General features: G+C 65.4%; 24 protein-coding genes and 2 pseudogenes. 13 read left to right on the forward strand and 13 right to left on the reverse strand.

Annotated elements, in window-relative coordinates; genetic code table 11:
• The first annotated feature begins 45 nt into the window (after nt 1-45).
• A pseudogene (locus HNP02_RS15125) lies at nt 46-317 on the forward strand (winged helix-turn-helix transcriptional regulator).
• Nucleotides 318-572: 255 nt separating this feature from the next.
• Nucleotides 573-1,409 carry an alcohol dehydrogenase catalytic domain-containing protein gene (locus HNP02_RS15130; RefSeq protein WP_309241562.1) on the forward strand — a complete coding sequence of 279 codons (837 nt, stop codon included), beginning with the start codon at nt 573-575 and terminating at the stop codon, nt 1,407-1,409.
• Here HNP02_RS15130 and HNP02_RS43725 read toward each other — a convergent pair.
• The 3 genes from HNP02_RS43725 to HNP02_RS15145 form a co-directional block, all read right to left on the reverse strand.
• Complete coding sequence (locus HNP02_RS43725; protein ID WP_184439688.1) at nt 1,349-2,542, reverse strand: acyl-CoA dehydrogenase family protein; 1,194 nt, start codon at nt 2,540-2,542, stop codon at nt 1,349-1,351. The genes HNP02_RS15130 and HNP02_RS43725 overlap by 61 nt on opposite strands.
• Nucleotides 2,543-2,660: 118 nt before the next feature.
• Complete coding sequence (locus HNP02_RS15140) at nt 2,661-3,260, reverse strand: DUF308 domain-containing protein (RefSeq protein ID WP_221317607.1); 600 nt, start codon at nt 3,258-3,260, stop codon at nt 2,661-2,663.
• A gap of 46 nt (nt 3,261-3,306) precedes the next feature.
• Nucleotides 3,307-4,257: a TauD/TfdA family dioxygenase gene (locus HNP02_RS15145; protein ID WP_184439690.1), complete on the reverse strand. Its 951-nt coding sequence runs from the start codon at nt 4,255-4,257 to the stop codon at nt 3,307-3,309.
• A 51-nt stretch (nt 4,258-4,308) separates the two neighbouring features.
• Here HNP02_RS15145 and HNP02_RS15150 point away from each other — a divergent pair, with 51 nt between their 5' ends.
• The 4 genes from HNP02_RS15150 (at nt 4,309) to HNP02_RS15165 (ending at nt 7,850) form a co-directional block, all read left to right on the forward strand.
• On the forward strand, nt 4,309-4,881 hold the full coding sequence (locus HNP02_RS15150; RefSeq protein ID WP_184439692.1) for a TetR/AcrR family transcriptional regulator: 573 nt from the start codon (nt 4,309-4,311) through the stop codon (nt 4,879-4,881).
• A gap of 219 nt (nt 4,882-5,100) precedes the next feature.
• Nucleotides 5,101-6,036, forward strand: a complete 936-nt coding sequence (locus HNP02_RS15155; RefSeq protein ID WP_375373676.1) for an amino acid ABC transporter permease — start codon at nt 5,101-5,103, stop codon at nt 6,034-6,036.
• 62 nt (nt 6,037-6,098) lie between these two features.
• Nucleotides 6,099-6,854 (forward strand): amino acid ABC transporter ATP-binding protein, encoded by a 756-nt coding sequence (locus HNP02_RS15160; protein ID WP_184439935.1) that lies wholly within the window; start codon nt 6,099-6,101, stop codon nt 6,852-6,854.
• 36 nt (nt 6,855-6,890) lie between these two features.
• The gene (locus HNP02_RS15165) at nt 6,891-7,850 is read left to right on the forward strand and encodes an ABC transporter substrate-binding protein (protein ID WP_184439936.1); all 960 of its coding nucleotides are present in this window, start codon (nt 6,891-6,893) and stop codon (nt 7,848-7,850) included.
• Nucleotides 7,851-7,921: 71 nt separating this feature from the next.
• Here HNP02_RS15165 and HNP02_RS15170 read toward each other — a convergent pair whose 3' ends face one another.
• The 3 genes from HNP02_RS15170 to HNP02_RS15180 all read right to left on the reverse strand — a co-directional run bounded on the left by HNP02_RS15170 (nt 7,922) and on the right by HNP02_RS15180 (nt 10,740).
• Entirely contained in the window at nt 7,922-9,358 is a 1,437-nt protein-coding gene (locus HNP02_RS15170; RefSeq protein ID WP_184439694.1) for a short-chain fatty acid transporter, read from the reverse strand.
• A 202-nt stretch (nt 9,359-9,560) separates the two neighbouring features.
• Entirely contained in the window at nt 9,561-9,998 is a 438-nt protein-coding gene (locus tag HNP02_RS15175; protein WP_184439696.1) for a hypothetical protein, read from the reverse strand.
• A gap of 55 nt (nt 9,999-10,053) precedes the next feature.
• Nucleotides 10,054-10,740, reverse strand: coding sequence for a DNA alkylation repair protein (locus HNP02_RS15180; RefSeq protein ID WP_184439698.1), 687 nt, complete (start codon nt 10,738-10,740; stop codon nt 10,054-10,056).
• Nucleotides 10,741-10,941: 201 nt separating this feature from the next.
• Between HNP02_RS15180 and HNP02_RS15185 the strand changes: the two genes are divergently transcribed.
• The 7 genes from HNP02_RS15185 (at nt 10,942) to HNP02_RS15215 (ending at nt 18,839) form a co-directional block, all read left to right on the forward strand.
• Nucleotides 10,942-11,586 carry a helix-turn-helix domain-containing protein gene (locus HNP02_RS15185; RefSeq protein WP_184439700.1) on the forward strand — a complete coding sequence of 215 codons (645 nt, stop codon included), beginning with the start codon at nt 10,942-10,944 and terminating at the stop codon, nt 11,584-11,586.
• 4 nt (nt 11,587-11,590) lie between these two features.
• Complete coding sequence (locus HNP02_RS15190; protein WP_184439702.1) at nt 11,591-13,243, forward strand: amidohydrolase; 1,653 nt, start codon at nt 11,591-11,593, stop codon at nt 13,241-13,243.
• Nucleotides 13,240-14,394 carry an ABC transporter ATP-binding protein gene (locus tag HNP02_RS15195; protein WP_184439705.1) on the forward strand — a complete coding sequence of 385 codons (1,155 nt, stop codon included), beginning with the start codon at nt 13,240-13,242 and terminating at the stop codon, nt 14,392-14,394. The genes HNP02_RS15190 and HNP02_RS15195 overlap by 4 nt, the downstream gene beginning before the upstream one ends.
• 80 nt (nt 14,395-14,474) lie before the next feature.
• Nucleotides 14,475-15,620: a PotD/PotF family extracellular solute-binding protein gene (locus HNP02_RS15200; RefSeq protein WP_184439707.1), complete on the forward strand. Its 1,146-nt coding sequence runs from the start codon at nt 14,475-14,477 to the stop codon at nt 15,618-15,620.
• Nucleotides 15,617-16,576: an ABC transporter permease gene (locus HNP02_RS15205; protein WP_309241563.1), complete on the forward strand. Its 960-nt coding sequence runs from the start codon at nt 15,617-15,619 to the stop codon at nt 16,574-16,576. Before HNP02_RS15200 ends, HNP02_RS15205 begins: the two co-directional genes overlap by 4 nt.
• Nucleotides 16,573-17,457 (forward strand): ABC transporter permease, encoded by an 885-nt coding sequence (locus tag HNP02_RS15210; protein WP_184439709.1) that lies wholly within the window; start codon nt 16,573-16,575, stop codon nt 17,455-17,457. The genes HNP02_RS15205 and HNP02_RS15210 overlap by 4 nt, the downstream gene beginning before the upstream one ends.
• A gap of 2 nt (nt 17,458-17,459) precedes the next feature.
• Nucleotides 17,460-18,839, forward strand: a complete 1,380-nt coding sequence (locus tag HNP02_RS15215; protein ID WP_221317608.1) for an FAD-binding oxidoreductase — start codon at nt 17,460-17,462, stop codon at nt 18,837-18,839.
• A gap of 55 nt (nt 18,840-18,894) precedes the next feature.
• On the opposite strand, the pseudogene HNP02_RS15220 reads toward HNP02_RS15215, so the two are convergent.
• From HNP02_RS15220 to HNP02_RS15250, 7 genes and pseudogenes are all read right to left on the reverse strand, one after another.
• A pseudogene (locus tag HNP02_RS15220) lies at nt 18,895-19,453 on the reverse strand (hypothetical protein); the annotation flags it as partial.
• 212 nt (nt 19,454-19,665) lie between these two features.
• A complete protein-coding gene (locus HNP02_RS15225) occupies nt 19,666-21,354 on the reverse strand; it encodes an FAD-dependent oxidoreductase (RefSeq protein WP_184439711.1) in 1,689 nt (562 codons plus the stop codon).
• A complete protein-coding gene (locus tag HNP02_RS15230; protein ID WP_184439713.1) occupies nt 21,347-21,610 on the reverse strand; it encodes a UBP-type zinc finger domain-containing protein in 264 nt (87 codons plus the stop codon). Before HNP02_RS15230 ends, HNP02_RS15225 begins: the two co-directional genes overlap by 8 nt.
• Nucleotides 21,607-22,059, reverse strand: a complete 453-nt coding sequence (gene trxA, locus HNP02_RS15235) for a thioredoxin (protein ID WP_184439715.1) — start codon at nt 22,057-22,059, stop codon at nt 21,607-21,609. The genes HNP02_RS15230 and trxA overlap by 4 nt, the downstream gene beginning before the upstream one ends.
• Before the next feature lie 13 nt (nt 22,060-22,072).
• Nucleotides 22,073-24,697: an ATP-dependent chaperone ClpB gene (clpB, locus tag HNP02_RS15240; RefSeq protein ID WP_184439717.1), complete on the reverse strand. Its 2,625-nt coding sequence runs from the start codon at nt 24,695-24,697 to the stop codon at nt 22,073-22,075.
• Entirely contained in the window at nt 24,679-24,996 is a 318-nt protein-coding gene (locus tag HNP02_RS15245) for a chaperone modulator CbpM (protein WP_184439719.1), read from the reverse strand. Before HNP02_RS15245 ends, clpB begins: the two co-directional genes overlap by 19 nt.
• Nucleotides 24,993-25,907 carry a DnaJ C-terminal domain-containing protein gene (locus HNP02_RS15250; RefSeq protein WP_184439721.1) on the reverse strand — a complete coding sequence of 305 codons (915 nt, stop codon included), beginning with the start codon at nt 25,905-25,907 and terminating at the stop codon, nt 24,993-24,995. The genes HNP02_RS15245 and HNP02_RS15250 overlap by 4 nt, the downstream gene beginning before the upstream one ends.
• Nucleotides 25,908-25,912: the final 5 nt, after the last annotated feature.

Here is a 25,912-nt window from a genome sequence, read left to right on the forward strand (position 1 = left end):
GACGTCTACGACGCGGACTGCCCCTGCCGGGACCTGTTGGACGTCTTGGCAAGCAAGTGGTCCGCGTTGGTCATCGGAGCCCTGCACGACGGGCCCCTTGGATTCGGCGAGTTGCAACGCGGGGTCGGAAATGTGACCCCGAAGTCGCTGACGAAGACGTTGCGTCGACTAGAGGATTACGACCTGTCGCACGGCAGGCGTACGCCGCCGTTCCTCCGCGCGTGGACTACGAGCTCACCGCGACCGGACGTAGCGCGGCGGTACCGCTGGCATCGCTACGAAGGTGGGCCGAGCACCACCTCGACTCCGTCGAATAGGCCACTACCCGCGTCGCCTCCATCGATATCCAGTGATAGTAGGTGGCCTTGCGGGAAACCGTCGTCGCCGTCCTACGCTGCCACCGCTCGCCTGGCCATATCGGCCGGGCACAACCGTAGGACAGGAGTCACCAATGGGCACGATGGCTGCCGTCGGATCGTTCGTGGGCCAACCCCTCACCGCCAGCGACGCACTGCAGGACGTCCAGATCGACGTCCCCGAAGTGCGGCCGCGTCCTGGTGCGCGTCGCTGCCGTGTCGGTCAATCCGGTCGACGTCAAACGGCGTGCCGGCTTGGACCCGTCCGCGACGCCGGTCATCTTCGGATACGACGCCGCAGGCACGGTCGAAGCCGTCGGTGCTGCGGTGACGACGTTCTCTCCGGGAGACGAGGTCTGGTACGCCGGGGACATCACCCGCCAAGGCGGCAACGCCGAGTTGCAGGCCGTTGACGAGCGGATTGTCGGACCCAAGCCGAAGTCGTTGTCCTTCAAGGATTCTGCCGCCCTGCCGTTGACCACCATCACCGCGTGGGAAACCTTGTTCGAGCGATTCGGACTGACCAGCGAGTCACGGGGAGACCTGCTCGTCCTCGGCGCCGCCGGTGGTGTCGGGTCGGTGATGGTGCAGCTGGCCAAGGCGCTGACGGGGGTACGGGTGATCGCGACGGCCAGCCGAGCGGATTCCCAGGACTGGGCACCCGACGGTGTCGACTACCTGTTCTCGCCCCACTCGAAGGGCAACGTCGAGACCTTCGTAGACATCGTGCGCCCGTTCGGCCACATCACTGCCATCGACGAGCCCGCCGGCCTGGACGTGTTGCCGCTCAAGGCCAAGAGCATCGCTTGGCATTGGGAGCTGATGTTCACGCGGCCGCTGTTCAGCTACGACCTGATCGCGCAGCAGCGCCTGTTGACGCGCACCGTCGATTCCATCGTTCGACGCTTCGGGTTTGACCGAGGCCCACCGCGACGTCGAAACGGGCCGGATGGTCGGCAAGGTCGTCGTCCACCGCTAGCTGGTACGAGGACTCACACCATCGGGCTGATGGGCTCGTCGATCCCCAGTAGGTCCTTGCCGAGGATCTCGTAACCCACCGCCACGTTGAGCCCGGCGTGGCGGGCGGCGGTGTTGGCGTCGCGCCAGAATTGCTGCAGCCGGCTACTTTCGGCGAAGCTGGCGGCGCCGTGCACGTTGATCAGAATGTTGATCGCGTCGAGCACCTGCTGGGCGGCATACCCGGCGGTGGCCCGCACGCGAGCGCGGGTGGCGTAGTCGGTCTGTTCACCACGCGCGGCGGTGGCGTCCAATTCGTCGGCGCAGTGATGGGCGTGCAGCCGAGCGGTATCGAGCATCAGCGCAGCCTGCGCGATCTGCACCTGAACCCCCACCGAGTCGCTCTGGCGGGCGAAGAAGGTGTGGTGCATCGCCTTTCGAGGCGCCTCGTGCACGGTCAACGCCAGAACGGCGCGGCCGAGTCCGAGCAGCGGACCAAGCAGCGGCAGCGTGGCCAGCGGCACGAACGGCATCCGGTACATCACCTCGTCGGTCTCTGGGGTCAACTCGCCCGCTGCCAGGGCGCCCATCGAGATGATCCGGTGCGTAGGCACGAAGACGTCGTCGGCGATCCAGGTGTTGCTGCCGGTGCCGCGCATCCCGACGGTCCGCCAGGTGTCCTCCAACTGCAAATCGGCGGCCGGTGCCAGACAGAGCACCGCGTCGACCGGGTTGCCTGCGTCATCGCTCACCATGGCGCCCAGCGACGCCCACGTGGCGTGGTGTGACCCCGAGGCATACGCCCAGCGCCCGCTGACCCGCAGGCCGCCGCTCACCCGGCGCGCCGGTGCGGGTGCGCTGCCGCCGGCGATGCGGGCGTCGGAGTCGGGGCCGAAGATGTCCTGCTGCGCCTGCGCGGAGGCGAACCCCGTCATCCAGGCAGCCACCGACGCGACCGACACCAGCCAGGCCGCCGAGCCGTCGGCTTCTCCGAGCGCCTCGGTGACCTCGAGGACCGTGCGCAGGTCGGTCTCGAAGCCGCCGAACCTGCTCGGCGTGAACAGCCGGAACAACCCCGCCTCGGTCAGCCCGGCGATCACCGCGTCAGCCTGCCTGCGATCCGCGTCCCCGGCGCCCGCATGCTCCCGCAGTAGCGGCTGCAGGGCGACGGCCCTGCCCACCAGGTCCGTGCGCGTCGGGAGTGCCTGTCGGTCAGCTGAAATCGTCACGTGCCTACCTCCGGTGGTGGGAAACCTTGCGTCCCCTTTACGAGCCCGCGGGCAACAATGTTCACCTCGGCGACGTGAGCTGCACCACTGCGAATCCGGGCCGTGAGGTCAGCCTGGTTCACCGGCCCGCATGGATGGTGAGTTGTCGTCGGCGCCGTGCAGCCGCCACGATCAACCAGACGGAGGACACGAGAAAGTAGAAGGCGCCGAACGCGGCGTAGGGAGCGATGTCGGCAACGCTGGGCGCCTCAGGTGCGCCGGCCTTCCCGAGGAACATCGCACCGGCAGCCGCGGATTGGACGCCGCTGACGACCATCGGCCATTGCCCACCGGCGTGCTTCCAACGACGCACGGCCGTTGCCAGTTGCAGCAGGCCGGACATCCCGGCCCACACACCGAACACCCCAAGAACCGCGTTCATGCTCGCGGCGAGGGCGACCGCCACCGCAACGGTGGTCAGACTGCTCACCGCCGCGTTGAACGCTTGGGTCGGATTGCGGCGCAGGCCGCCGTTCTGCCGCGCGTCGACCACGTTGGCGAGGGCATCCCATGCCGGGTAGATCATCAGCAGTGCGCCTGCGACCAACGGCGACGACGTTCCGACGGTCAGTGCTGTAGCGACCCAAATGAGCGAGACCGCGCCTCGCAGAGCGTAATAGGACTTGAGCCAACGGCCGGCGTCGTGCGACTCGTGGTCCTTGACCATGAGGTCTGGCATGTTCTCTCCTCTATCGATGTACGCAGTTGTTTCCACGGTGTGCCCTTCAGCGTTGCGGCCGCGGACCGATCACCGATGCACGCTCCATCACCCGGGTATGGGGCCAGTAGTCGCTGGCGGCGTAGTGCTGCACGGCTCGGTTGTCCCAGATCGCGACCGAGTCGACGGCCCACCGGAAACGGCACTGGTGTTCGGGTGCGTTCGCGGTGCGGCACAACCGATCCAGCAGGTCGATGCTGGCGTCCTGGGAGTATCCGTCGATGCGGCGGACGAACGCGTGATTGACGTACAGGTGCCGGCGCCCGGTTACCGGATGTGTGCATACCACCGGATGGCGCACGGACGGATGCATCGCCTGCAGCTCAGCGACTTTGGCCGCCGGCAACAGCCCGCCGAAGGCATTCGTGAAGTCGTGTACCGCGTCGAGGTGCTCGATCTCGGATTTGGTCTCGTCGTCGAGTGAGTCGTAGGCGGCGTACATGTCCGCGAACAACGTGTCACCGCCGATGGGGGGCACGTCGATGGCGTGCAGTATCGCCACAATCGACGGTTCGGGTCGCCAGGTGACGTCGTGGTGCCACACGTTCTCGTAGCCCGATGTGGTGGCGTCCTTCTGGAAGCGGGCCAACGCGGGATCCGCGCCGTTGGACGGCAGGAGCGGATGTACCTCCAGCGGACCAAATTGGCGGGCCAGGCAGGCGTGCGCCTGCGCCGTCAAGGGCTGTTCCCGGAAGAAGAGGACCTTGTAGTCATGCAGCGCCGTGCGCAGTTCACCGAGCACGCCGTCGCTGAGCGGCTCGGTGAGATCCACACCGGAGATGCGTGCCCCCACCGTCACGCCGATCTGCTCGGCGTCGAAGTGCTGCCATTGCAGAGACGCCAATCGATCGCGTTCGGCTGCAACGTGATTGAACGGTCCCACGGTGAGCGGGAGGCCGAGGACCTGCCGTCGACCGGGAGAGGCGGGGACGTCGTCGCCCTGCAATGTGTCCGTCATTCAAGATCCTCGCGCATCTGTAGTCGATTGACTACACGCTACTGTAGTCGAATGACTACAGCAAGCGGCGGGCGCAACGACGCGGGCACGCGTGTTCGGTCGACCGTGCTGTCCCATGCGGCTGATCTGTTCGCCGAGCGTGGGCCGGCAGCCACATCGCTGCGGGACATCGCCGACCGCTCAGGAGTCAACGCCGGCTTGATCTTTCGCCACATCGGCAACAAGGAAGCCATCGTGGCGTCGGTCCTGGACTATCTCGCCGAAGACCTGGTGACCGCACGAGATGCATGCGCATCTCGCGACGTCGTAGAAGCCCGCGCTGAACGCAGTTGGAAGGTCATCGCCCGCGCGTTGTTGGACGGATTCGACGTCGGGCAGCTTCAGCACCGGTTCCCCAACGTGGAACAGCTCGTCGCGGCTGCCCGCGATCACCACGGCGACGAGTACACGGCTCGGGTGGCCACCGCAGACGCCCTGGCTCTTCAGCTGGGCTGGCGGCTGTTCGGGCCGTTCCTCAGAGCGGCGACGGGCCTCGACGATGAAGGGCCGCGTCGCGTGGAAGATGCCATCACCGACTCGATCACCACTGATTTGGGCGACCCCCGACGACTCGGGCGCGATTGACACCGGCACGTTCACGGTCCGCACATCGGATCACGCCGGTAGAAATCGTCGCTCATTTCCCGGCGGCGGCCTAGGTTTTCCTCCAGCCGCGAGTGCGGCCGCAGGAACTTGGGACGGTGCCGACCCAGCGCCGATCGACGAAAGAAGTCCGCATTGACCGCGGTGTCCACCGGCGCGATATCGCCGCACGGCACAGATTCCGATGTCGGCACCGATGGCATCGTCGCCCACGACGGCACCCTGATTCCCGCAAGCGAACTCACCGTTGCCCGCAATTGGCACCCATGGCGTTGGGTAACCAGCATCGCCACATTGGTTGTCGTCGCCCAGTTCCTGCACGGGCTCGCCACGAATCCCGGGTGGAACTGGGACACCTTCTCGGAGTACTTCACCGCGAGATCGGTGATGTTGGCGTTGTGGTTGACGATCCAGCTGACGTTCTGGGGAACGCTCATCGGATTCGGCCTCGGCGTCGTGCTGGCGGCGGCGCGGCTGTCGCGCAACCCCGTGCTTCAGGTGATCTCCTGGTCTTACGTGTGGGCCTTCCGGTCCATCCCCCTGATCGTGCAGTTGCTGTTCTGGTTCAACATCGGCTACCTCTATCAGACGTTGGCCGTCGGAGTTCCCTTCGGCCCGGCATTCTTCGAGTTCAACGTCAACAGCGTGATCAACGGCTCGACCGCGGCCGTCATCGGATTGGCCTTGCACCAGGCGGCGTATTCCGCGGAGATCGTCCGAGCCGGGATCATCTCCGTCGACGAGGGTCAAACGGAGGCGGCTGCGGCGCTGGGCATTCCACGCCGCCGCGAGTTCTTCAAAATCATCCTGCCCCAAGCCATGCGGTCCATTCTGCCGAACGCGACCAACGAGGTGATCTCGCTCTTCAAGGGCACTTCCATCGTCTCGGTGATGGCCATCGCCGAACTGTTCTATCAGGTGCAGATCATCTACGGCCGCAGCGGACGGGTGGTACCGATGCTGATGGTCGCCACTGTCTGGTACGTCGTGTTCACCTCCCTGCTGTCGATCGTGCAGTTCTACGTTGAACGCCACTACGCCAAGGGCGCGCTTCGCAACCCGCCGCTTACTCCGATTCAACGGCTCCGACGCACGATCGCTGATCTGCCGCTCCCACCGCGTGGGGTGACGAAGTGACCGAAACCGTTGAGCACCAATCAAAGCCTGGCCTGGCGACGTCGCCGATCGTTCATTCGCGGTTGGCCATCGAGGCCAGGGGTGTGCACAAGTCCTTCGGCGCCAACCAAGTCCTGAAGGGCGTCGACCTCACGGTTCGGCCCGGTGAGGTCGTCGCGATCCTCGGCCCGTCGGGGTCGGGTAAGTCAACGCTGTTGCGCACGCTGAACCACCTGGAGAAGGTCGACGCGGGTTTGATCCGCGTGGACGGAGAACTCGTCGGCTACCGCCTCAAAGGGCGCAAACTCCACGAGCTGAGCACCCGTGAGATCCGACAGCAGCGCTCCCAGATCGGTTTCGTCTTCCAGAACTTCAACCTCTTCCCCCATCTGACGGTGCTCGAAAACGTCGTCGAGGCACCAGTTTCGGCGCAGAAGCGTCGTCGCAGCGAGGTCGAGGCGGAGGCCAAAGCGCTGCTCGAACGTGTCGGTGTCGCAGACAAAGCGCACGACTATCCGCGGTGGCTGTCCGGCGGTCAACAGCAGCGCGTCGCGATCGCACGTGCACTTGCGCTGCGGCCCAAGGTCATCCTGTTCGACGAACCCACCTCTGCCCTCGACCCCGAGTTGGTTGGTGAAGTCCTCGAGGTAATTCGCCAGCTCGCCCGAGACGGCGCAACGCTGGTGATCGTCACCCACGAAGTCGGATTCGCCCGTGAAGTCGCCGATGTCGTGGTGTTCATGGACGACGGCGTCGTCGTCGAACAGGGTACGCCGACAGAGGTTTTCGACCACACCGCGCATGCCAGGACCAAGGAATTCCTGTCCCACGTGCTGTAACCCCACCCCATCAGCCAGAAAGTTCGAGCCGTGACCATTGGAACGAGCCGCGTCGTCACCGCGTTACTGTTTGTCGCCGCATTGACGGTCAGCTCCTGCAGCGAACCCACGTCCGGCGACACCTTGAAGGCCGACAACGGCGTGACGTTCGACCTGACGGCTCAGCAGTCGGGTCGGGTCACCACCGGGAAGGTCGACGAGATCGCGGCATTGGTTCCGCAGGCCATCCGCGACCGCGGCACCCTGCGGGTCAGTGGATCGGTGGATTCGGTTCCACCACTCGGCTTCTACGCCACCGACAATGCCACCCCCATTGGTAGCGAGGTCGACATCGCCCACCTCATCGGTGACGTCCTTGGCTTGAAGGTGGAGCGATCCAACTATGACTGGGCGCAGAACTTCGTCAAGATCGATTCCGGCGAAACCGACCTGTTCATCTCCAACGTCACGGTGACCGAGGAACGCAAGGAGAAGTACGACTTCGCCACCTACCGGCTGGACAACCTCGCGTTGGAGGTGCCGAAGGACTCCGATTGGCAGTTCAAGGAGCGAAAGGACATCGCAGGCAAGAGGATTGGGGTCGACTCCGGTACCAATCAGGAGCAGCTGCTGGTCGACTGGAACGCTCAGAACGTCGCCGATGGGGTGAAGCCGGCAGAGATCGTCTACTTCCAGAACTCCGGCGACTACTACCTGGCGTTGGCTTCACATCGCCTCGATGGATACCTCGGGCCCAACCCAACCGCCGTCTACCACTCGTCGTCGACGAAGGAGACCAAGATCCTGGCCACCTTCTCCGGCGCGGGTGACAAGCTTCAGGGAGAGATCGCCGCATTGACCAAGAAGGACAACGGGTTGATCGAGTCGGTTCAGAAGGCGATCAATCACGCGATCGAAAACGGTACGTACCAAAAGGCGCTCGATCACTGGGGGTTGGGCGGCGAGGCGGTCAAGAGCTCGGTGATCAATCCGCCAGGGCTGCCCAAGACGTCGTGATGGCAGGCATGGCAGTGATGTGCTGCAAGGAGTGTCATGCCGTCGCGAGTCGGAGAGCCAGCATGCTGGGCTTACTGTGCAGGGGGCATAACAGGGGGGACGAAGTCGAAGGTCATTCCGAGCAGCCACACCAGCGCCAGAACCACCGGCAGGTGAAACATGAACTGCAAGAACGTGAATCCGACTAGATCGCGGGCCCTAAGCCCGAGCACCGCCAGGAGCGGCAGCATGAAGAACGGATTGACTAGGTTCGGCAGCGCTTCGGCCACGTTGTAGATCTGAACCGTCCAGCCCAGGTTCATGTGGACATCCGTGGCCGATTGCATGACATAGGGGGCCTCGACCAACCATTTTCCGCCGCCGGATGGGATGAACAGACCCAGCACGACGGTATAGAGGGCGATGACGAGTGCGAAGGCCCCGCCGCCGACGTTCGTGAACAGTTCCGCCAGCAGATCCGAGACCGTCCGGCCGCCGCTGCCTTCTGCCTTGGTGAGGATCGCCGCCATGGCGGCGTACAGCGGAAACTGGACGAGGATGCCGCCTGTGGCTGGAACGGCCTTGGCGACGGCTTGCAGGAACCTGCGTGGCGTGCCGTGCAGGACGAGGCCCAGGATGAGGAAGACCAGCAGATATCCGTTGAGGCTGCTGACGACGGTCAGGACTGGCTTGGTGACCAACTGGGAGATCAACCACCCCAACGTCATCAGGCCCGCCAGCACGGGCAGGACGCGGCTGTACTCAAGCCACTCTCCCGGCCGCGCGCGTGGCGGCACCTCTTCGGTCTGGTCGTCGAGGTCCACGTCCAGATCCTCGGCGGTCTTGATGGCCGCGCCCCGCGGTGCGGAGAAATGCGCAATCACCACGGTCAGCGCGATGAGGATGGCGCATGTGAGCAGGGACTGCCACGTGAAGATCGTGGTGCCGAAGTCGAGAACCCCGGTGATCTTCAGTAGCGCGTCGGGCAGCGAGCTGGCGGTTGCCTGCAGCTGAGCGGCCGAGGAGGACATCCCCAGGGCCCACACCGCACCCAGTCCCATGAAGGCCGCGGCGCCGAGCGCACGGTAGTCCACCCGCAGATCGGTTCGACGTGCGATGGCGCGGGCCAGCAGACCACCGAACACCAGACTGAGTCCCCAGTTCAGGAAGGAGACCGACATGGACAGGAACGCAACGAAACTCACTGCGCTCCTCGCCGACTGGGGCACGCCGGCGAGGCGATCGATCAGGCTGGCCACCGGCGGGCTCGTGGCGACGACGTATCCGGTCAGCACCACCATGGCCATCTGCAGGGTGAAGGCCGTCAGATCCCAGAAGCCGTTGCCGAAGGCGTTGGCAACCGTCTGCGGAGAGGACCCGTTGGCGAGCGCGGCGACGGTGACGAGGACGACACCTGCCAAGGCAACGACATACGCGTCCGGAAACCACTTCTCCGTCCAACTGGCCAGCGACTGGGCGACCCACGCCAAACCCTTCTCGGAGCGAGATTCTTCAGTGGCAGATGTCATTCGGCCGTTCCTCTTCCCTCTCCCCACCCGATACGCCCGGCCATCGGGGCCAGGAGCGGGTGTGGGGAGAGATCACCCCGCACGCGTTGGACGAGGTTCAGTCACTCAGTATCGACGCCAGTGCAAGCGTTGACAACGGAGAACCACGCGCGCCAGTGGCTCGCCTAGGCCCGTCGTGATCGGGACTCGGCGCAGCCAAGTCCTACGCCGTGATCCGCAGTTCTGCGCCCGGATGCGAACTGAGTGTGACGACCACCGTGCCGCTACCCGTTGCGAACGTGGTGTTGGCGTAACCGATGAAACCGTAGTGCCCGTCAATCGTGGATACCGCGGTGATGTCACCGGTTCCAGAGGCACCGGTGTCGAGATTCGCCCAATCGGCGTGCACGGTAACCGCGCAGGAACCGTCGTAGATGCCGGCGTCGTAGTGAATCGCAACGCGGACACCGTCATCGACGCGATCGTCGACCTGCACCGGCGTCACCTGGGCCTCGGCGCTGACGTTTCCGGCACACGTCGGCGACGCCACCACCGGAACTGCACCGAGTTGCGCGAAAGCTTCGGCGTGGGCCGTTGCCACCCATGACCAAGGTGCGGCCAGCGTGACGGCGAGGGATGCGGCCACACGGAATGGGGTCATGCCTGTGTTGTCGACGACCTGCGCGGAAGCGTTAGCGCGCTGAACGGGGAAGCACTCAGAGGTGCTTCCGAGCCTCCCGCTTCGAAAGCCCGCTGAGTTGATCTTCCCGGGCATCGACGAACGCTTGAACCCACGCCGGGTCAGTGCGCGCGTACTGCCGCAGCGCCCACCCGATGGCCTTGCGAATGAAGAAGTCGGTGTCACCGGCGTTCGCGTCGATGGCCAGAGTGAGCAGTGTCAGATCCGTGCGCCGTTTCGAGCCCAACTGCGCGATGATCGCGGTTCTGCGCACCCACAGATTCTGATCAGTCGCCCAGGCAAGCACGATCGGCCCAACTTCGGCGCGGTGGGCCACCAAGATCGGGCCAATCAAGTTGCTAGCGATGTCGTCGACGGTGTCCCACCAACCGCCGGCGATGATCAGTCGGCGGTACAGCGGAATTCTGTCCGGTGTCTGGTGCGTGCGGTAGAGCGGGTGTTTCGCGAGTTCGATTGCGGCGTACCGCTCTTCACGGTGCATTGCGGCGACGAATAGACCCTCGACGGTGTCGTCGAAGGCAGCTGCTGACTCGATGGGGTGCGTGGCGAAGATCGGTCGACAGATCCGACGAACGTCGGGCAGCCGAACGCCGTAGTAGGGGATGTCCGACTTCATGTACTCCTGCATCGCGGGAGCGCGGCTTGGGTCACCAGCGGCGGCCAGTTCACGGCGGATCCTGTCGGTTATCTGGGCAGCGGACACTCTGAGATTCTCCGTTGTCGACGGACGGCTGACCCACCAGACTACGGCGAAAACGGCCTCCGACCAGTGTTGATCGAGGTCTGCATTTCCGACGTGTTAAGAGTTCGCGGGCCTGAGCGCCCCCTCTTGCGCCTCGACGATTCTGGTCATAACGTTCGACAGTAAGCGATCTGTTAAGTACGTCTTAGCGAAATGAGGCACGTGTTTTCTGAACCCACGACTGCCGTGACCGACGTCGACTCTGCGGCCCGTGCCAAGCTCGGAACCCGGCTCCGGCAGGCCCGCGAACGCGCCCGACTGTCGACGCGGGATGTCGCGGCTCGGGCAGGGGTGAGTGCAGGCTTCATCAGCCAGCTGGAGAACGGCAAGTGCGGAGTCTCGGTGGGTGCGCTGAAGCGCATCTCAGCGGCCGTCGGCATCTCGGTGGCCGACCTGCTCTCAGACGAAGCACCCGTTGCGCGACCCGTGTTGCGGGCGCACGAGAGACCCGTCTTCTCCACCGACGTCGGACTGCACAAGCTGCTGCTCTCGCGGCCGCCGATCCAGCAGCTCGAAGTGTATGAGGGCACGTTCGAGGTCGGCGGCTCGACCGGACCCGAAGCGTATGCCCACGACAACGCGCAGGAACTTTTCTACGTGCTCAGTGGCCACATCGAGATCTCGATCGCCTCCCAAACGTTCATCCTTGGACCCCGAGACAGCGTCGAGTACCTGTCGTCGGTTCCCCACCGGGCCGTCAACATCGGTGCGACGCAAGCCCAAGCCATGTGGATCACGTCGCACTTCACCCCGCCGATCGACACGAATCCGCTGAATTCGCTACCCACACACCAGATTAAGGAATGACACCATGGCTACTCCCGACCGCCTGCTGATCACCGGAGGCCACGTCTTCACACCCGCCGGAATCGTTGAACAGCCCGTTCTCATCGAGGATGGCATCATCACCGCGATCGGCGCGGACGCGCTCACCACCACTGATGCCGTCGAGATCGACGCGGCCGGCGGCCTGGTCTCCCCAGGCTTTCAAGACAGCCACATCCATCCGTATCACGCCGGTCTCGACATGATCGCCTGCGACCTGTCCCCGTACGACGGCGCCGACGGCTACCTCACGCGAATAGCCGAGTACGCGGCGGCCAATCCCGAGCTGTCGTGGATCGTCGGCGGAGGCTGGTCGATGGACTCATTCCCAGGCGGGCTGCCCACCGCCGCGGCGCTCGACGCCGTCGTTCCCGACCGGCCGGCGTTCTTTCCCAACCGCGACGGTCACGGCGCCTGGGTCAACACGAAGGCCCTCGAGATCGGCGGTATCGACGATTCGACGCCCGACCCGTTCGACGGTCGGATCGAGCGTGATGCCGACGGCCACGCGATCGGCACGCTGCAGGAGGGAGCCATGGACCTCGTTGCACGGCACACGCCACCGCCGAGCCAGGACGACATGGACGAGGCGCTGAAGATCGCTCAGAAGCAACTGTTCGCCTGGGGCGTCACCGGCTGGCAAGACGCGATCGTCGGCGCCACGAACGGCACCCCCGACCCTCTCGATTCGTACTTGCGTGGCACCGCATCCGGCGTGCTGAAGGCGCACGTCGTCGGCGCGTTGTGGTGGGACCGCAACCGCGGACTCGAGCAGATTCCCGAACTCGTCGAGAAGCGCGAGCGCGCTCTGGCCGCAGGGTTCACGGCGACCACGGTCAAGATCATGCAGGACGGGGTCGCCGAGAACTTCACGGCAGGGATGCTCGAGCCCTATCTCGACGCGTGCGGCTGCCCCGGTGAAAACATGGGCAAGAGCTTCGTCGACCCCACCACGCTCAAGGAGATCGCGGTTCAGCTCGACGCCCTTGGCTTCCAGTTGCACTTCCACGCCCTCGGCGATCGGGCCGTGCGCGAGTCGCTCGACGCGGTCGAGGCCGCCCGAGAGGCCAACGGAGACACCGACCTCCGCCACACGCTGGCACACATTCAGGTGGTTCACCCCGATGACGTCCCCCGGTTCGCCGAGCTCAAGGTGGTCGCCAACATGCAGCCGCTCTGGGCGAGGCACGAGGATCAGATGGACCTCTTGACGATTCCGTTCCTCGGCACCCGTCGGGCCGCGTGGCAATACCCGTTCGGTTCACTGCAGAGAGCCGGGGCGCCGTTGGCCTCGGGAAGCGACTGGCCAGTGAGCACGGCAAATCCGCTGGAGATCATCCACACCAGCGTCAACCGGGCCCACGTCGGTGCGGCCGGCCTGGCCGCTGCACCCTTCCTCGGCGAGCAGGCGCTGTCCCTCGCGGACGCGCTGATCGCACACAGCCTCGGCACGGCCTACCTCAACCACGACGAGCAGCGGTCGGGCAGCATCGAGGTCGGCAAGGCCGGAGACATCGTCATCCTCGACCGCGACATCTTCGCCGCCCCGGTGGCCGAGATCGGTTCAGCCACCGTCGCTTACACCATCATCGGCGGCGAGATCGTCTACGAGGCGACTTCGAGTCTGGTCTCGGCATGAGCATCATGGATGTGACCACCGAAGCCCCCGCCCACGTGACCTCCGCGTCCGGCTCCGTCGAACTGCGCTCGCTCACCAAGCGGTACGGGGACGCCGCTGCCGTGGACGACATCAGCCTCACCGTGCAGGCCGGCGAGTTCCTCAGCCTGCTGGGGCCGAGCGGGTGCGGCAAGACGACGACGCTTCGGTTGATCGGTGGATTCGAGTTCCCCGACGACGGTTCCATCCAGATCTCCGGCAAGAACGTCGAGAACCTGCCACCTCACAAACGCCCGGTGAACACGGTGTTCCAGGCCTATGCGCTGTTTCCACACATGAAGGTCGCCGACAACGTCGCCTACGGGCTGCGGCTCTCGGGCGTGCCGAAGGCGGAGGTCGCCGACCGGGTGAGTCGCGCCCTCGACATGGTGAGGATGACGGCCTTCGCCAGCCGCAAGCCGGCACAGCTCTCCGGTGGCCAACAGCAACGCATCGCTCTGGCAAGGGCTTTGGTGAATCGGCCAGCCGTTCTGCTGCTGGATGAGCCGATGAGCGCGCTGGACCGCAAGCTACGGGAGGAGATGCAGGTCGAGCTGAAGCTGCTGCAGCGTGAACTCGGCACGACGTTCATCTTCGTCACGCACGACCAAGAGGAAGCACTCTCGATGAGCGATCGGGTCGCGGTGATGAAGGACGGACGCATCGAGCAGATCGGCACGGCCTCAAGTGTTTACGACTCTCCGGAGTCGTCCTTCGTGGCGGGGTTCATCGGCAGGCAGAACTCCTTCGCGGGCGCGATCTCGTCCTTCGACAGTGCGGGGGTGCGCGTGCAGACCGCCGGCCTCTCGCTCTACTCCTCACGCCCCACCAAGGGCGGCGTGCCAGCCTCGAGCGGCGCTGAGGTCACCGCGGCGATCAGGCCGGAGTCGGTGGTCGTCAGTTCGTCGCAGTCGGGAGCCCCGGGTCCCGCGTCAGACGGCCCGGTCAACTCCGTCACCGGCACGCTGCTCGGGGTCTCAGAACTCGGCCACAGCCTGCAGTTGGTCGTTCACACGCCGAGCGACGATCAGATCCTCGCCCGTCTGCCCCGCGCAGCCAACCCGCCCACGGAACTCGGTTCGCCCGTGACGTGTTCGTGGTCGGCCGACGCCGTGCGGATCTTCACGTCGTAGCCGCTCGCCCCCCTGCCATCTCTCATCCCGTCGCTTCGCTCGCCCCACAGCTCCCCCGACCCCGACTTGGAAGGCACTTCATGAATCAACACCAGCCCATTCGCGTTCTCGTTCCCGAAGTGTTGAAGAACTCGCTCAGCCGACGAACCTTCCTCGGCGGCACCGCGGCGCTCGGGGTCACAGCGTTTCTCGCCGCGTGCTCCAGTGGGTCGAGTAGCGGCGGCTCGTCATCAGACGGCTTGAACATCTACACCTGGGGTGAGTACGACGACCCCGCCGTGCTGACCGACTTCACCTCGGCCAAGGGCCCCAAGATCACAGTCGACTCCTATGGCTCGAACCCCGAGATGATCGCCAAACTCAGTGCGGCGAAGGGCACGACGGGCTACGACATCTGCGTACCCACCCACTCGAACATTCAACAGATGGCGACCGCCGGGCTGCTCACCGAGCTCGACCACACCAAGCTGCCAAACATGAAGAACCTCAACGCAAAAGTCGTCAACACCGAGTTCGACCCCGGCAACAAGTACAGCGTCTGCAAGGACTGGGGCTCGACGGGTTACGTCTACGACACCACCGTCATCAAGCGCGACCTGACATCGTGGGCTGACTTCCTCGACGCCGCACAGAAGGAGGCATCTGGAAGCACGTCGCTCCTCGAAGACCAGAGCGAGGTCTCGTACACCTACTTCTACGCCAACGGAATCGACGAGAACACAACCGATCCCGCCCACATCGCGGCCTATCGCTCCTTCATCCTCGACAAGATCGCCCCGCACGTGCAAGCCTTCGAGTCGTCGACCAACGCCTCCATCTCGTCCTCGGCCCGCACCCTGATTCACTGCTGGAACGGAGACGCCCGCCTTGGCATACTCGCCAACGCCGAACCCGACAGGTACAAGTGGGTCTGGCCGTCGGAGGGCGCCAACCTCTGGCAGGACAACTGGGCCATCGTCAAGGGCGCACCACACGAAGACGCTGCGTACGAATTCATCAACTACGTGCTCGACCCGGTCGTCTCCCTCAAGGAACTCCTCTACATCGGCTACAACACCGGGATCGAAGGCATCGAGGAGGCAGCCAAGAAGGCCGACATCAAGCGGCCCGACTTGGTCTTCATCAGCGACACCGTCATGAAGAAGCTCGTCTACAGCCAAATGACGTCGGCTGAGGGCACGATCATCGGCATCTACGACGAGCTAAAGGCCGCGGCGGGCAAGTGACCGTCTTGGAGGAACGCCCTGGGCTGGTGCCGAGTGCGGCGGACGGCCAGCCCTCGCGACGACGGCTGCGACTGCCCAACGGACTCGGCGCCCTGCCGATCAGCGTGTGGATACTGCTGTTCTTCATCCTCCCGTTCGGCCTCGTGGTCTGGTACAGCTTCGGTCACAAACCCGGCATCTACACGACCCATGCCAACGACATCCTCTCGTTGGACCGCTACGGCGAGGCTGCCTCACCCGCGTTCTTCGCGATCTTCATTCGCACGCTGAAGATCGCCGTGACGGGAACCGTGCTGTGCCTGGTGATTGCGTTTCCGATGGCCTACTGGATGGCGGTCAAGCTGGCCCCGAAGTGGCGCGGTGTCGTGCTGGGCCTGGTGCTCATCCCGTATTGGACCAACTTTCTCGTTCGCACCATCGGTTGGCAAATTTCGCTGAACCCAACGGGTTTCGTATCGAAGCTGCTGCAATGGGCCAACCTGACCGACGGGCCGCTGCACGTGCTGTACACCTCGGCTGCGGTTCAGCTCGGCGTGGTCTACAACTATCTGCCGCTGATGATCCTTCCGTTGTACGTGGCGCTGGAACGTCTCGACCCGAAGCTGCTCGAAGCCAGTCGCGACCTCGGCGGCACGGCGTGGGACACGCTCTGCCGCATTACGATTCCGCTCGCCGCGCCAGGAGTGACCGCCGGAATGCTGCTGGTGTTCGTCCCACTGATGGGCGACTACATCACCCCCACAGTTCTCGGTGGGGCCAGCGGCAGCATGGTTGGTCAGATGGTGGCCGCCCAGTTCCAGAGCGCGCAAAACTGGGCGCTCGGCGCAGCGATGGCCGTGTTGCTCATGCTGGCCATCTTCGGCACCAGCGCCGTGGTCGGCGGCGTCCTCAAAGTGGCCGGTCGCATCATCACCGCCATGACATCCCTGAAACTCCCATCCAAGGAGCCCTCATGACCGTGGCGGTGACGGGTGCCTCCCGTCGGCACGGGATTCGTCCCGCCGACACGTTCCTGACCGTCTGGGGACTACTGGGTCTGGCGTTCCTCTTCTTCCCGATCGTCGTCATCGTGGTGTTCTCGTTCAACTCCGGGCGCACCCTGCAGCAGTTCGACGGGGTCGGCATGGAGGCCTACGTCGCGGCCCTCAATAATCCGGCGATCACCAACTCGATCATCGTTTCGTTGATCACCGCCACCGGCACCGCCGTAGTCGCGACACTGCTCGGCACCTTCGCCGGGATCGCACTGACCCGTCGGCCCGGCTGGTGGGCGCCCGGGCTGCTGATCCTGCTAGGGCTCGTCATGGTGACGCCGGAGATCGTCAGCGCAATCTCGCTGCTCCCCTGGTTCGTCACCCTCGGTGTCGATGGGGGGCTCGCCGCCTTCAACATCGGTCAGGTGCGCCTCATCATCGCCAACTCGCTCTTCGCAAGCGCTGTCGTCACTTTCATCGTGCGTGCCCGCATGACGGGGATGAACGAGAGCCTCGAAGAGGCGGCCGCCGACCTGTACGCTCCGCCGTTGCGGCGGTTCACCGACATCACGCTGCCCCTCATTCGTCCGGCCGTCATCTCGGGTGCACTGCTCGCCTTCACCCTCAGCCTCGACAACACGGTCGTCTCGTCGTTCGTCTCGGTCGCCGGCTCGACGCCGTGGCCGGTGTACATCTTCGCGTCGCTGAAGGCGTCGCTGCGGCCGGAGATCGCTGCCATGTCCACACTGATGTTGGTACTCACCCTGATCGTGCTCGGCATCGCGGCGCTGATACTCCGCAGGGATCCAACGGGTTCGGGCGGTGGGGCCGCCGGCCTGACGAGCGCGATGGTGGGGCGCTGAGCATGCCACTGGTCAACGGCGATGTCTCCTTCTGGTGGAACAGCATTGGACGGGAGGCCCCGCGGCCTTCCCTGCCGGGTTCCACCCAGGCCGACGTCTGCATCATCGGGGCCGGCTACACCGGTCTGTGGACGGCCTACTACCTCAAGAAGGCAGCACCCCAGTTGCGGATCGTCGTGCTGGAGCAACGCTTCGCGGGCTTCGGCGCGTCGGGCCGCAACGGTGGCTGGCTCACCAACGACATCACGGGCGGTCGCGCCTCCTATCTGAAGTCACACGGACGAGAGTCCGTGGGGCGCTTCCAGACTGCGATGAACGAATCGGTCGATGAGGTCATCCGGGTCACCCACGCCGAGACCATCGACTGCGACCTGATCAAGGGCGGCGAGTTCACCGTTGCCACGAACGCCGCCCAGCAAGCCCGCTTGGTGAGCGCCGCCGCCGAGGCCCAAACGTGGCCGATGACCGATGTCGAGCTCCTGAGCGCGGCAGAGGCCACGGCACGCATCAACGTGCACGGTACGACGGGAGCGATGTGGCACCCGCACTGCGCACGGCTGCACCCGGCCAAGCTCGCCTCGGGGCTCGCCCGGGTCGTCGAATCGCTCGGAGTCGAGATCTTCGAAGGCACGCGGGTTACCGAGATCCGCCCGCACCAGGCAGCGACGACGTTTGGCACGGTCACGGCCGACACGATCGTCAGGGCGACAGAGGGTTTCACCGCGCAGATCGACGGCCTCCGGCGTACGTGGCTACCGATGAACTCCTCGCTCATCGTCACCGAACCCCTACCGGCCGAGACCTGGGCACAGATCGGGTGGAACGGCTACGAGACGCTCGGGGACCAGGCCCACGCCTACATGTACGCCCAGCGCACGGCTGATGACCGCATCGCCATCGGCGGTAGAGGAGCTCCGTACCGCTATGGCTCGGGCACCGACGTCGACGGAGCGACCGACCCGAAGACCGTCGACCTCTTGCGCACCATCCTGACCCGGTTCTTTCCCTCGACGGCTTCGGCGTCGGTGGAGCACGTCTGGTCGGGAGTGCTTGGCGTTCCGCGTGATTGGTCGGCGACGGTGGGACTCGATCCCTCGACTGGGCTCGGCTGGGCGGGCGGTTACGTGGGGACCGGCGTTACGTCGACCAACCTCGCGGGCCGCACCCTGCGCGACCTGATACTGAAGTCCTCGTCGCCGCTCACCGAACTACCGTGGGTCAACCACCAGGTGCGCAAGTGGGAACCGGAACCCCTGCGGTACATCGCCGTCCAAGCCATGTATGCGGCCTACTACGCCGCCGACCGGGCAGAGTCGCGCGGCCGACGCAACACCTCTCCGATCGCGACGATGGCCGACATCGTCTCGGGCCGGGGGCACTGAAGCCGCCCGAACTGCAGTGCAGGCGATAGTCTCTCGCGTCGTGTCACGCGGTGCGTCAGTTCGCTTTGTCGAATCGCTGGCGTTGCCGGACCCCATATGCCGCTGCCTTCACGGGCCTCGTCATCCTCCAAACCCGATCCCAGGGCGCCACCCAAGGTTGCGACCGCCGCCGCCAGCCAGGCCATCATCAGAAGGGTCGAGAGGCCGACGGGATGGCCGATGGTGTCAGCGACCAGTTGCGGCGGAAGCGTCCACCATGCGGTCAGCAGCAGCAGGACGAACAGCCCGATGTGGAGGATGGCGACGCCGATCGTCGGGGTGACCACCGTCGCTACGTTGTACAGCGCCGCGCGTTCACGTTCGCCGGCCGAACGTGGCCTTTCCCATAGTTCGTGGTCGAGGATGAGCCACGCGATCATTGCCGTGCTCGCCAAGATCGTGGCGGCGCCCAACCGCCACGGACCCATGGTGGCCGACAGCTGCCAAATCGTCGGATACGCAAGGCTCACGGCTCCCGCGGCGAACGCCGCCATCAACACCTTGTACAAACCAACGGCCAATCGCCATGGGCGGTTGGCGTAGACGATGCCCGTCAGAAGCTGCAGACGGGAAAGCACCGTCCGCACGGTCCGTCAGCGCACTGGGAAGCGATTCAGAAAGGCGTTCGGCGATCAACGCCGGGACACCGGGATCGGCGATCAGCAAGATTGATGACAGGGCGCCAGTCATTGGGTCTGGGATACCCGTACCCGCTTACGTGAAACGTCCCTGGTGGCCGTGCTGGGCACCAGCACGGCATCAATACTCCGCCGCCGACCGCCGCCGATCAGGTCCCGAAGTACTCGTGGATTTGGCGGATTGCCATGGATCCTTCGCCGACCGCGGACGCCACCCGCTTGACCGAACCACTACGGACGTCGCCCGCCGCGAACACACCGGGCCGGCTGGTTTCCAGCATCATCGGCCGACGCTGCGTTCGCCCCTGACCGCCGTCGGTGTCCGAATACAGAGCTGCCGGACCGGTCGGCACGAAGCCGCGGTCGTCGAGTTCGATGGCGCCGGCGAGCCACGCGGTATTCGGATCCGCGCCGATGAAGACGAACAGGGCGCGGGCCTGGATCGAATGGCGCTCACCGGTCCGTTTGTCCTCAGTGACCACGGTGCTGAGTTCACCGTCTCCGTGCACCTCTCCGATCTCGGTACACGACAGGACCGTCACGCGGGTGTGCCGGTTGATCTGGTCGACGAGATATCGGGACATGCCCTTGTTCAGGTCGTCGCCGCGGATCACCACATACACCCGGGAAACCCGCGACGCGAGGAAGATCGCTGCCTGACCGGCGGAGTTACCACCCCCCACGACGACGACTGGACCGGCGCCACACATCAACGCCTCTTGAAAGGTGGCGGCGTAGTACACGCCATTGCCCTCGTTCGATTCGATCCCCGGTACGGCGAGCTTTCGATACCGCGCTCCGGTGGCCAGCACCACCGCCCTGGCCACCACCGACCCGCCGTCCGCGAGCGTCAACCGGTGGTGCCCGCCGTCGGATTCCAGCCGGGTGACCTCCGCGGAGACCATGATCCGCGCGCCGAACTTGCCGGCCTGCAGGACGGCCCGTTCGGCCAGGTCGGCGCCCGATATGCCGCCAGGGAATCCGAGGTAGTTCTCGATCCTCGATGACGTCCCGGCCTGCCCGCCGGTTGCGATCCGCTCCATGGCCGCGGTGATCAGACCGTCCGAGGAGCCATACACCGCCGCGCCAAGCCCGGCCGGACCGGCGCCCACCACGACGACGTCGGCCTCGTCGGGCACTGTGTCGGGTACCGGTAGTCCGACCCGGCGGGCGAGCTCGGTGTTGGTCGGGTTGCGCAGCACCTCACCGCCCCAGATCACCACCGGGGTGTCTTGGGGCGATACTCCGAACCGGTGCAGCAGCCGGGCGGCGCGCTTGTCACGTTCCAGGTCGATCCATCTGTGCGGTAACCGATTTCGCGCAGCGAATTCGCGCAACCGCACCGTATCCGGGTCATAACAGGAGCCGATGATCCTAAATCCGGTTCCGCCCTGGATGAGCAGCGAGCGGCGTACCAGGTACGCGCGCATGATGAGGTCACTGAGCACCGGATCGTGGGCGACCAGGGCCCGCACCCGCTCGGTCGGTACCACGAGTACTTCGCCGGGTTCCATCACTTCGGCGGTGTAGAACGCGGCTTGACCTTCGAGGTCGCCGACCTCCCCGAGGAACCGCCCTGGGCCATGTACCCGGATCACGCGCCGATTGCCCATGTCGTCGGTGGTGGCGACGGCGACCTTGCCGGACAGGATCACGAAGAAGTAGTCGGAGCACTCGCCCTCGCGGACAAGCGTTTCGCCGATGTCGACGGCACGCCGGGCGGCGCCTGCCTCGAGGCTGGCGATCTGATCGTCGGACAGTCGCGGGTACGCACCGTAGACGTCGGGGGTTTCCGCCAGCGGAGTCGAGGCGGGCTGGTCGGTGACGACCTCAGACATAGTTCTCGTGGACGTAGCACCACCGCCACGCCGGTCCCGGCTCCATGGACTGCACGATCGGGTGGCCCACGGTGTGCGCGTGCGCGCGGGCATGCCGCATGGGCGGCGAGTCGCAGCAGCCGACATGTCCGCACGTCAGGCACAGCCGCAGATGCACCCACGGTGTGCCGAGCCGCAGACATTCCTCGCAGCCGTTCGTGTGCGGGCGCACCTGGCGAATCGCCGCCACGTGTGGATCCGTAGCTACTGATGTCATGACCGTGCACCCTTCGCGCTGTTCGCCGACAATGACTGGTCCAGCCAATTGCGCAGCGCCGCAACGGGGGCGGCACCTGCCTGTCGCCCAAGCACTTCCCCGTGATCGAGGAGTAGCAGCGTCGGCACCGCCTGCACCGAGAACCGCTGCGAAATCTTCGGTGCCTTGTCCACGTCGACCTTGACCAGTTTGAGTTGTCCGGCGCGTTCTCCTGCGAGCTGCTCGAGTGCCGGACTCACCATGCGGCACGGTCCACACCAGGTCGCCCACAGATCGACGAGTACTGGAACCGCGGACTTTTCGGCAACGTCAGCGAAGTCCTCGTCGCCGGCCGCCGCGATCCACGGCAGCCACTGGTGACAATTGGCGCACCGGGGCTTCCCCGCGGCGACCGCGGGTACCCGGTTGCGTTTCCCGCAGTGCGGGCACGTCAGGATGTCTGTTTCCATGGCGCCTCCTCCGTCAGGCCGCCAGGGCCGGTTCCAAATAGCCCACGCCGAGTTCGCCGTTCTCCACGGCGACGCGAATCTTGCCACCGCCCGCAATGTCGCCGCTTAGCAACGCCCGGCCGATCTTGGTCTCCACCTCGTGGGCGATGTAGCGGCGCAGCGGCCGCGCCCCGTACACCGGATCGTAGCCATGTTCGGCGATCATCCGTCGCGCGTCCGGGGAGATGTCGAGTTCGATTTGCCTTTCCGCCAACCGATCCCGCAGCTCGGCCAGTTGCAGCTCGACGATCCGCTCGATCTGCACCATCGACAGCGGGGTGAACAGCACGATGTCGTCGACGCGGTTGAGGAACTCGGGCCGGAAGTGTCCGCGCAGCTCGGCCATCACCCGGTCGCGCGCGTCGGGCGTGATCTCGCCGTCCGCGGTGACGCCGTCGAGCAGATGGTGCGAGCCGATGTTGGAGGTCATGATGACCACCGTGTTGCGGAAGTCGACCTGCCGTCCCTGTGCATCGGTGAGCCGGCCGTCGTCGAGCACCTGCAGCAGAGTGTTGAACACATCGGCGTGCGCCTTTTCGATCTCATCGAGCAGCACCACCGAGTACGGCTTGCGACGCACCGCCTCGGTCAGCTGGCCGCCCTCCTCGTAACCGACGTATCCCGGTGGCGCACCGACCAACCGGCTCACAGTGTGCCGCTCCTGGTACTCGCTCATGTCGAGCCGGACCATGTTGTCCTCGCTGTCGAACAATGCGGCGGCCAGCGTCTTCGCGAGCTCGGTCTTACCGACCCCGGTGGGTCCGAGGAAGATGAACGAGCCGATCGGGCGGCGCGGGTCGCGGATACCGGAGCGGGCTCGAATCACCGCATCGGCGACCAGCTGGACCGCCTCGTCCTGGCCGATCACCCGCTCGTGCAGTATTTCGTCGAGCCGCAGCAGCTTCTCCCGTTCGCCCTCCTGCAACCGCGCGACCGGGATGCCGGTCCATGCGGCCACGATTTCGGCGATCTCGTCTTCGGTGACGACCTCACGCAGCAGCGGCTGTTCGCCCTGTTTGGACATCAGCTGTTCCTCGGCCGCGTGCAGTTTGCGTTCCAGCTCGGTGATTTGGCCGTAGCGCAGTTCGGCGGCCCGGTTGAGGTCGTAGTTGCGTTCGGCCTCCTCGGCCTCGTGCCGGAGCTGCTCGAGCTGCCCGCGCAGTTCCTGCACCCGCCGGATGGCCTGCCGTTCGGCATCCCACTGGGCGTGCCGGGCATCTGCCTCCGCTCGCAGATCGGCCAATTCCTTGCGTAGCTCCTCCAGACGGGACTTGCTGGCTGCGTCGGTCTCCTTGGCCAACGCCGCCTCCTCGATCTCCAGTCGGGTGACTCGACGGGTGATCTCATCCAACTCAGCTGGCATCGAGTCGATTTCGGTGCGCAGCCGGGCACAGGCCTCGTCCACCAGGTCGATGGCCTTATCGGGCAGAAACCGGTCGGTGATGTAGCGGTGCGACAGCGTGGCCGCCGCCACCAGCGCCCCATCGTGAATCCGCACACCGTGAAAGACTTCGAGGCGCTCGCGCAGGCCGCGCAGGATCGAGATGGTGTCCTCGACGTCAGGTTCGTCGACCAGCACGGTCTGGAACCGGCGCTCCAACGCGGCGTCCTTCTCAATGTGCTTGCGGTATTCGTCCAGGGTGGTGGCGCCGATCATGTGCAACTCGCCGCGGGCAAGCATCGGCTTGAGCATGTTGCCGGCGTCCAGCGACCCTTCCGTCGCCCCGGCGCCGACCACGGTATGCAACTCGTCGACGAACAGCAGAATTCGGCCCTCGCCGGCCTTCACCTCTGATAGCACCGCCTGCAGCCGTTCCTCGAACTCACCGCGATACTTCGCACCTGCCACCAGCGAACCCATGTCGAGGGAGAATATTGTCTTGTCCCGCAGGCCTTCCGGAACATCGCCGCGCACGATCCGCTGGGCCAGCCCCTCCACGATCGCCGTCTTGCCGACGCCGGGGTCGCCGATCAGCACCGGATTGTTCTTCGTCTTGCGGCTCAGGATCTGAATGACCCTGCGGATCTCGGCGTCTCGGCCGATCACCGGGTCCAGCTTGCCCGCACGGGCCTCGGCAACCAGGTCGCGGCCGTACTTCTCCAGGGCCTCGTAGGCGGCCTCCGGCGATGCTGAAGTGACCCGCTGGTTGCCGCGGACCTTGGTCAGCACGCCGAGGAACGATTCCCGAGTCACGCCGTGGGAGGCCAGGATCCGTCCGGCGGCGGTCGCCGAACCTTCCTCAGCAAGGGCGATGACGAGGTGTTCCACCGACACGTAGTCGTCCTTGAGCCGCTTGGCTTCCCGTTCGGCGGCCTCCAGCAGGTTCGCCAGGCGCCTGGTGACGGAGACCTGGCCCGGCGCGGCACCCGGGCCGCTCATCCTCGGCCGGCGGTTCAGCTCGCGTTCCACGTCTGCGCGCAATGCCGCGGTGTCGGTGCCGGCCTGATCAAGCAGCCGCGGTACCAGGCCCTCGGGCTGGTCGATCAGCGCCATCAACAGGTGTTCGCCGTCGACCTCGTTCTGACCCATCCGGGTCGCAATGCTCTGCGCTTCGGCCAACGCCTCCTGTGACTTCTGCGTCAGCTTGTTGATGTCCACCGTGATGTCCTCCTTCGGCGAGAAGTCGATTCCAGCTCTTCGATGTGGTCGAGCAGGTCGAGTACCAATCCGATCGCCGCATAGTTCAGTCCCAGCCCGGCCCTCAACCGTTGGATGCGGCCGACTGTCACCAGCGCAGACGGCTCGAACCAGATATCGCCGCGGGCATCCTGCCGGCATGCGAGCAGGCCCAGCGCCACCAGTCGGCGCACCATGTCGGGATGCAAGCCGCAGCGTGTGGCGAAGTCGTCGAGCTGCATTCCTGGCCGCCGCACCAAGACATATCGTGAGGCGGTCATCGTCCCCTCCTTGGGTCGAAGGTGGACTCGGCCGCTAGTTGCTCGAACAGCTCGCGTTCCCGAGCAGTGGGTTTCGGTGGCACCATCACCTTGATTTCCGCGTAAAGGTCGCCAGCGGCACCGTGCGGGTTGGGCATGCCTTCACCGCGCAGCCGCAAGCGCCGGCCGGTCGAAGACCCCTCCGGCACCTTGACTTTCGCTTCGCCGCCGGGAGTCCGGATGGCGACGGTGGTTCCCAGCACCGCCTCCCACGGCGACACCGGCAGATCGACGGTGATGTCGCGGCCGTCGAGCCGGAAGCGGGGCTGCGGCTTGATGCGCACCCGCAGGTACAGATCTCCTGCCGGTCCATCGCCGCTGCCGCGGCCTCCCTCTCCCGCCAGCCGTATCCGCTGACCGTCGACGACGCCGGCGGGAATGTTCACTCCGTAGTCGCGGCCACCTATTGAGAGCTGCCGTTTGCCGCCCCGGTAGGCCTCCTCGACGGTCAGCTCGAGCACTGCTTCCTGGTCGGCGCCCGGAATCGGCCCGAATCCGCCACTGCCGCTGAACATGTCGCCGAAGAGGTCTTCGATGTTGATGCCGCCGGCGCCGCCGAAGCCCTGGCCGTAGCGGACCCGAGCACCGGAGGGCCGTCCGCCGCGGAAGCCACCAGCACCGGCGCCCACACGCTCTTCCCAGTCCTCGGGAACCTTGTTGAAGTCTTCGCCGAATCGGTCATAGCGTTTGCGGGTTTCGGGGTCAGTCAGCACATGGTAGGCCTCGTTGATTTCCTTGAACCGATCCTCGGCCGATGGATCCTTGTTGACGTCGGGGTGATACTTGCGGGCCAAGGTGCGGAACGCCTGCTGGATCTGATCGGCGGTCGCATCCCGCGAAACCCCGAGCACTTGGTAGTAGTCGCGGGCCACGGAGC

This window comes from Mycobacterium sp. AZCC_0083, assembly GCF_014202335.1.
Classification (GTDB): Bacteria; Actinomycetota; Actinomycetes; order Mycobacteriales; family Mycobacteriaceae; genus Mycobacterium.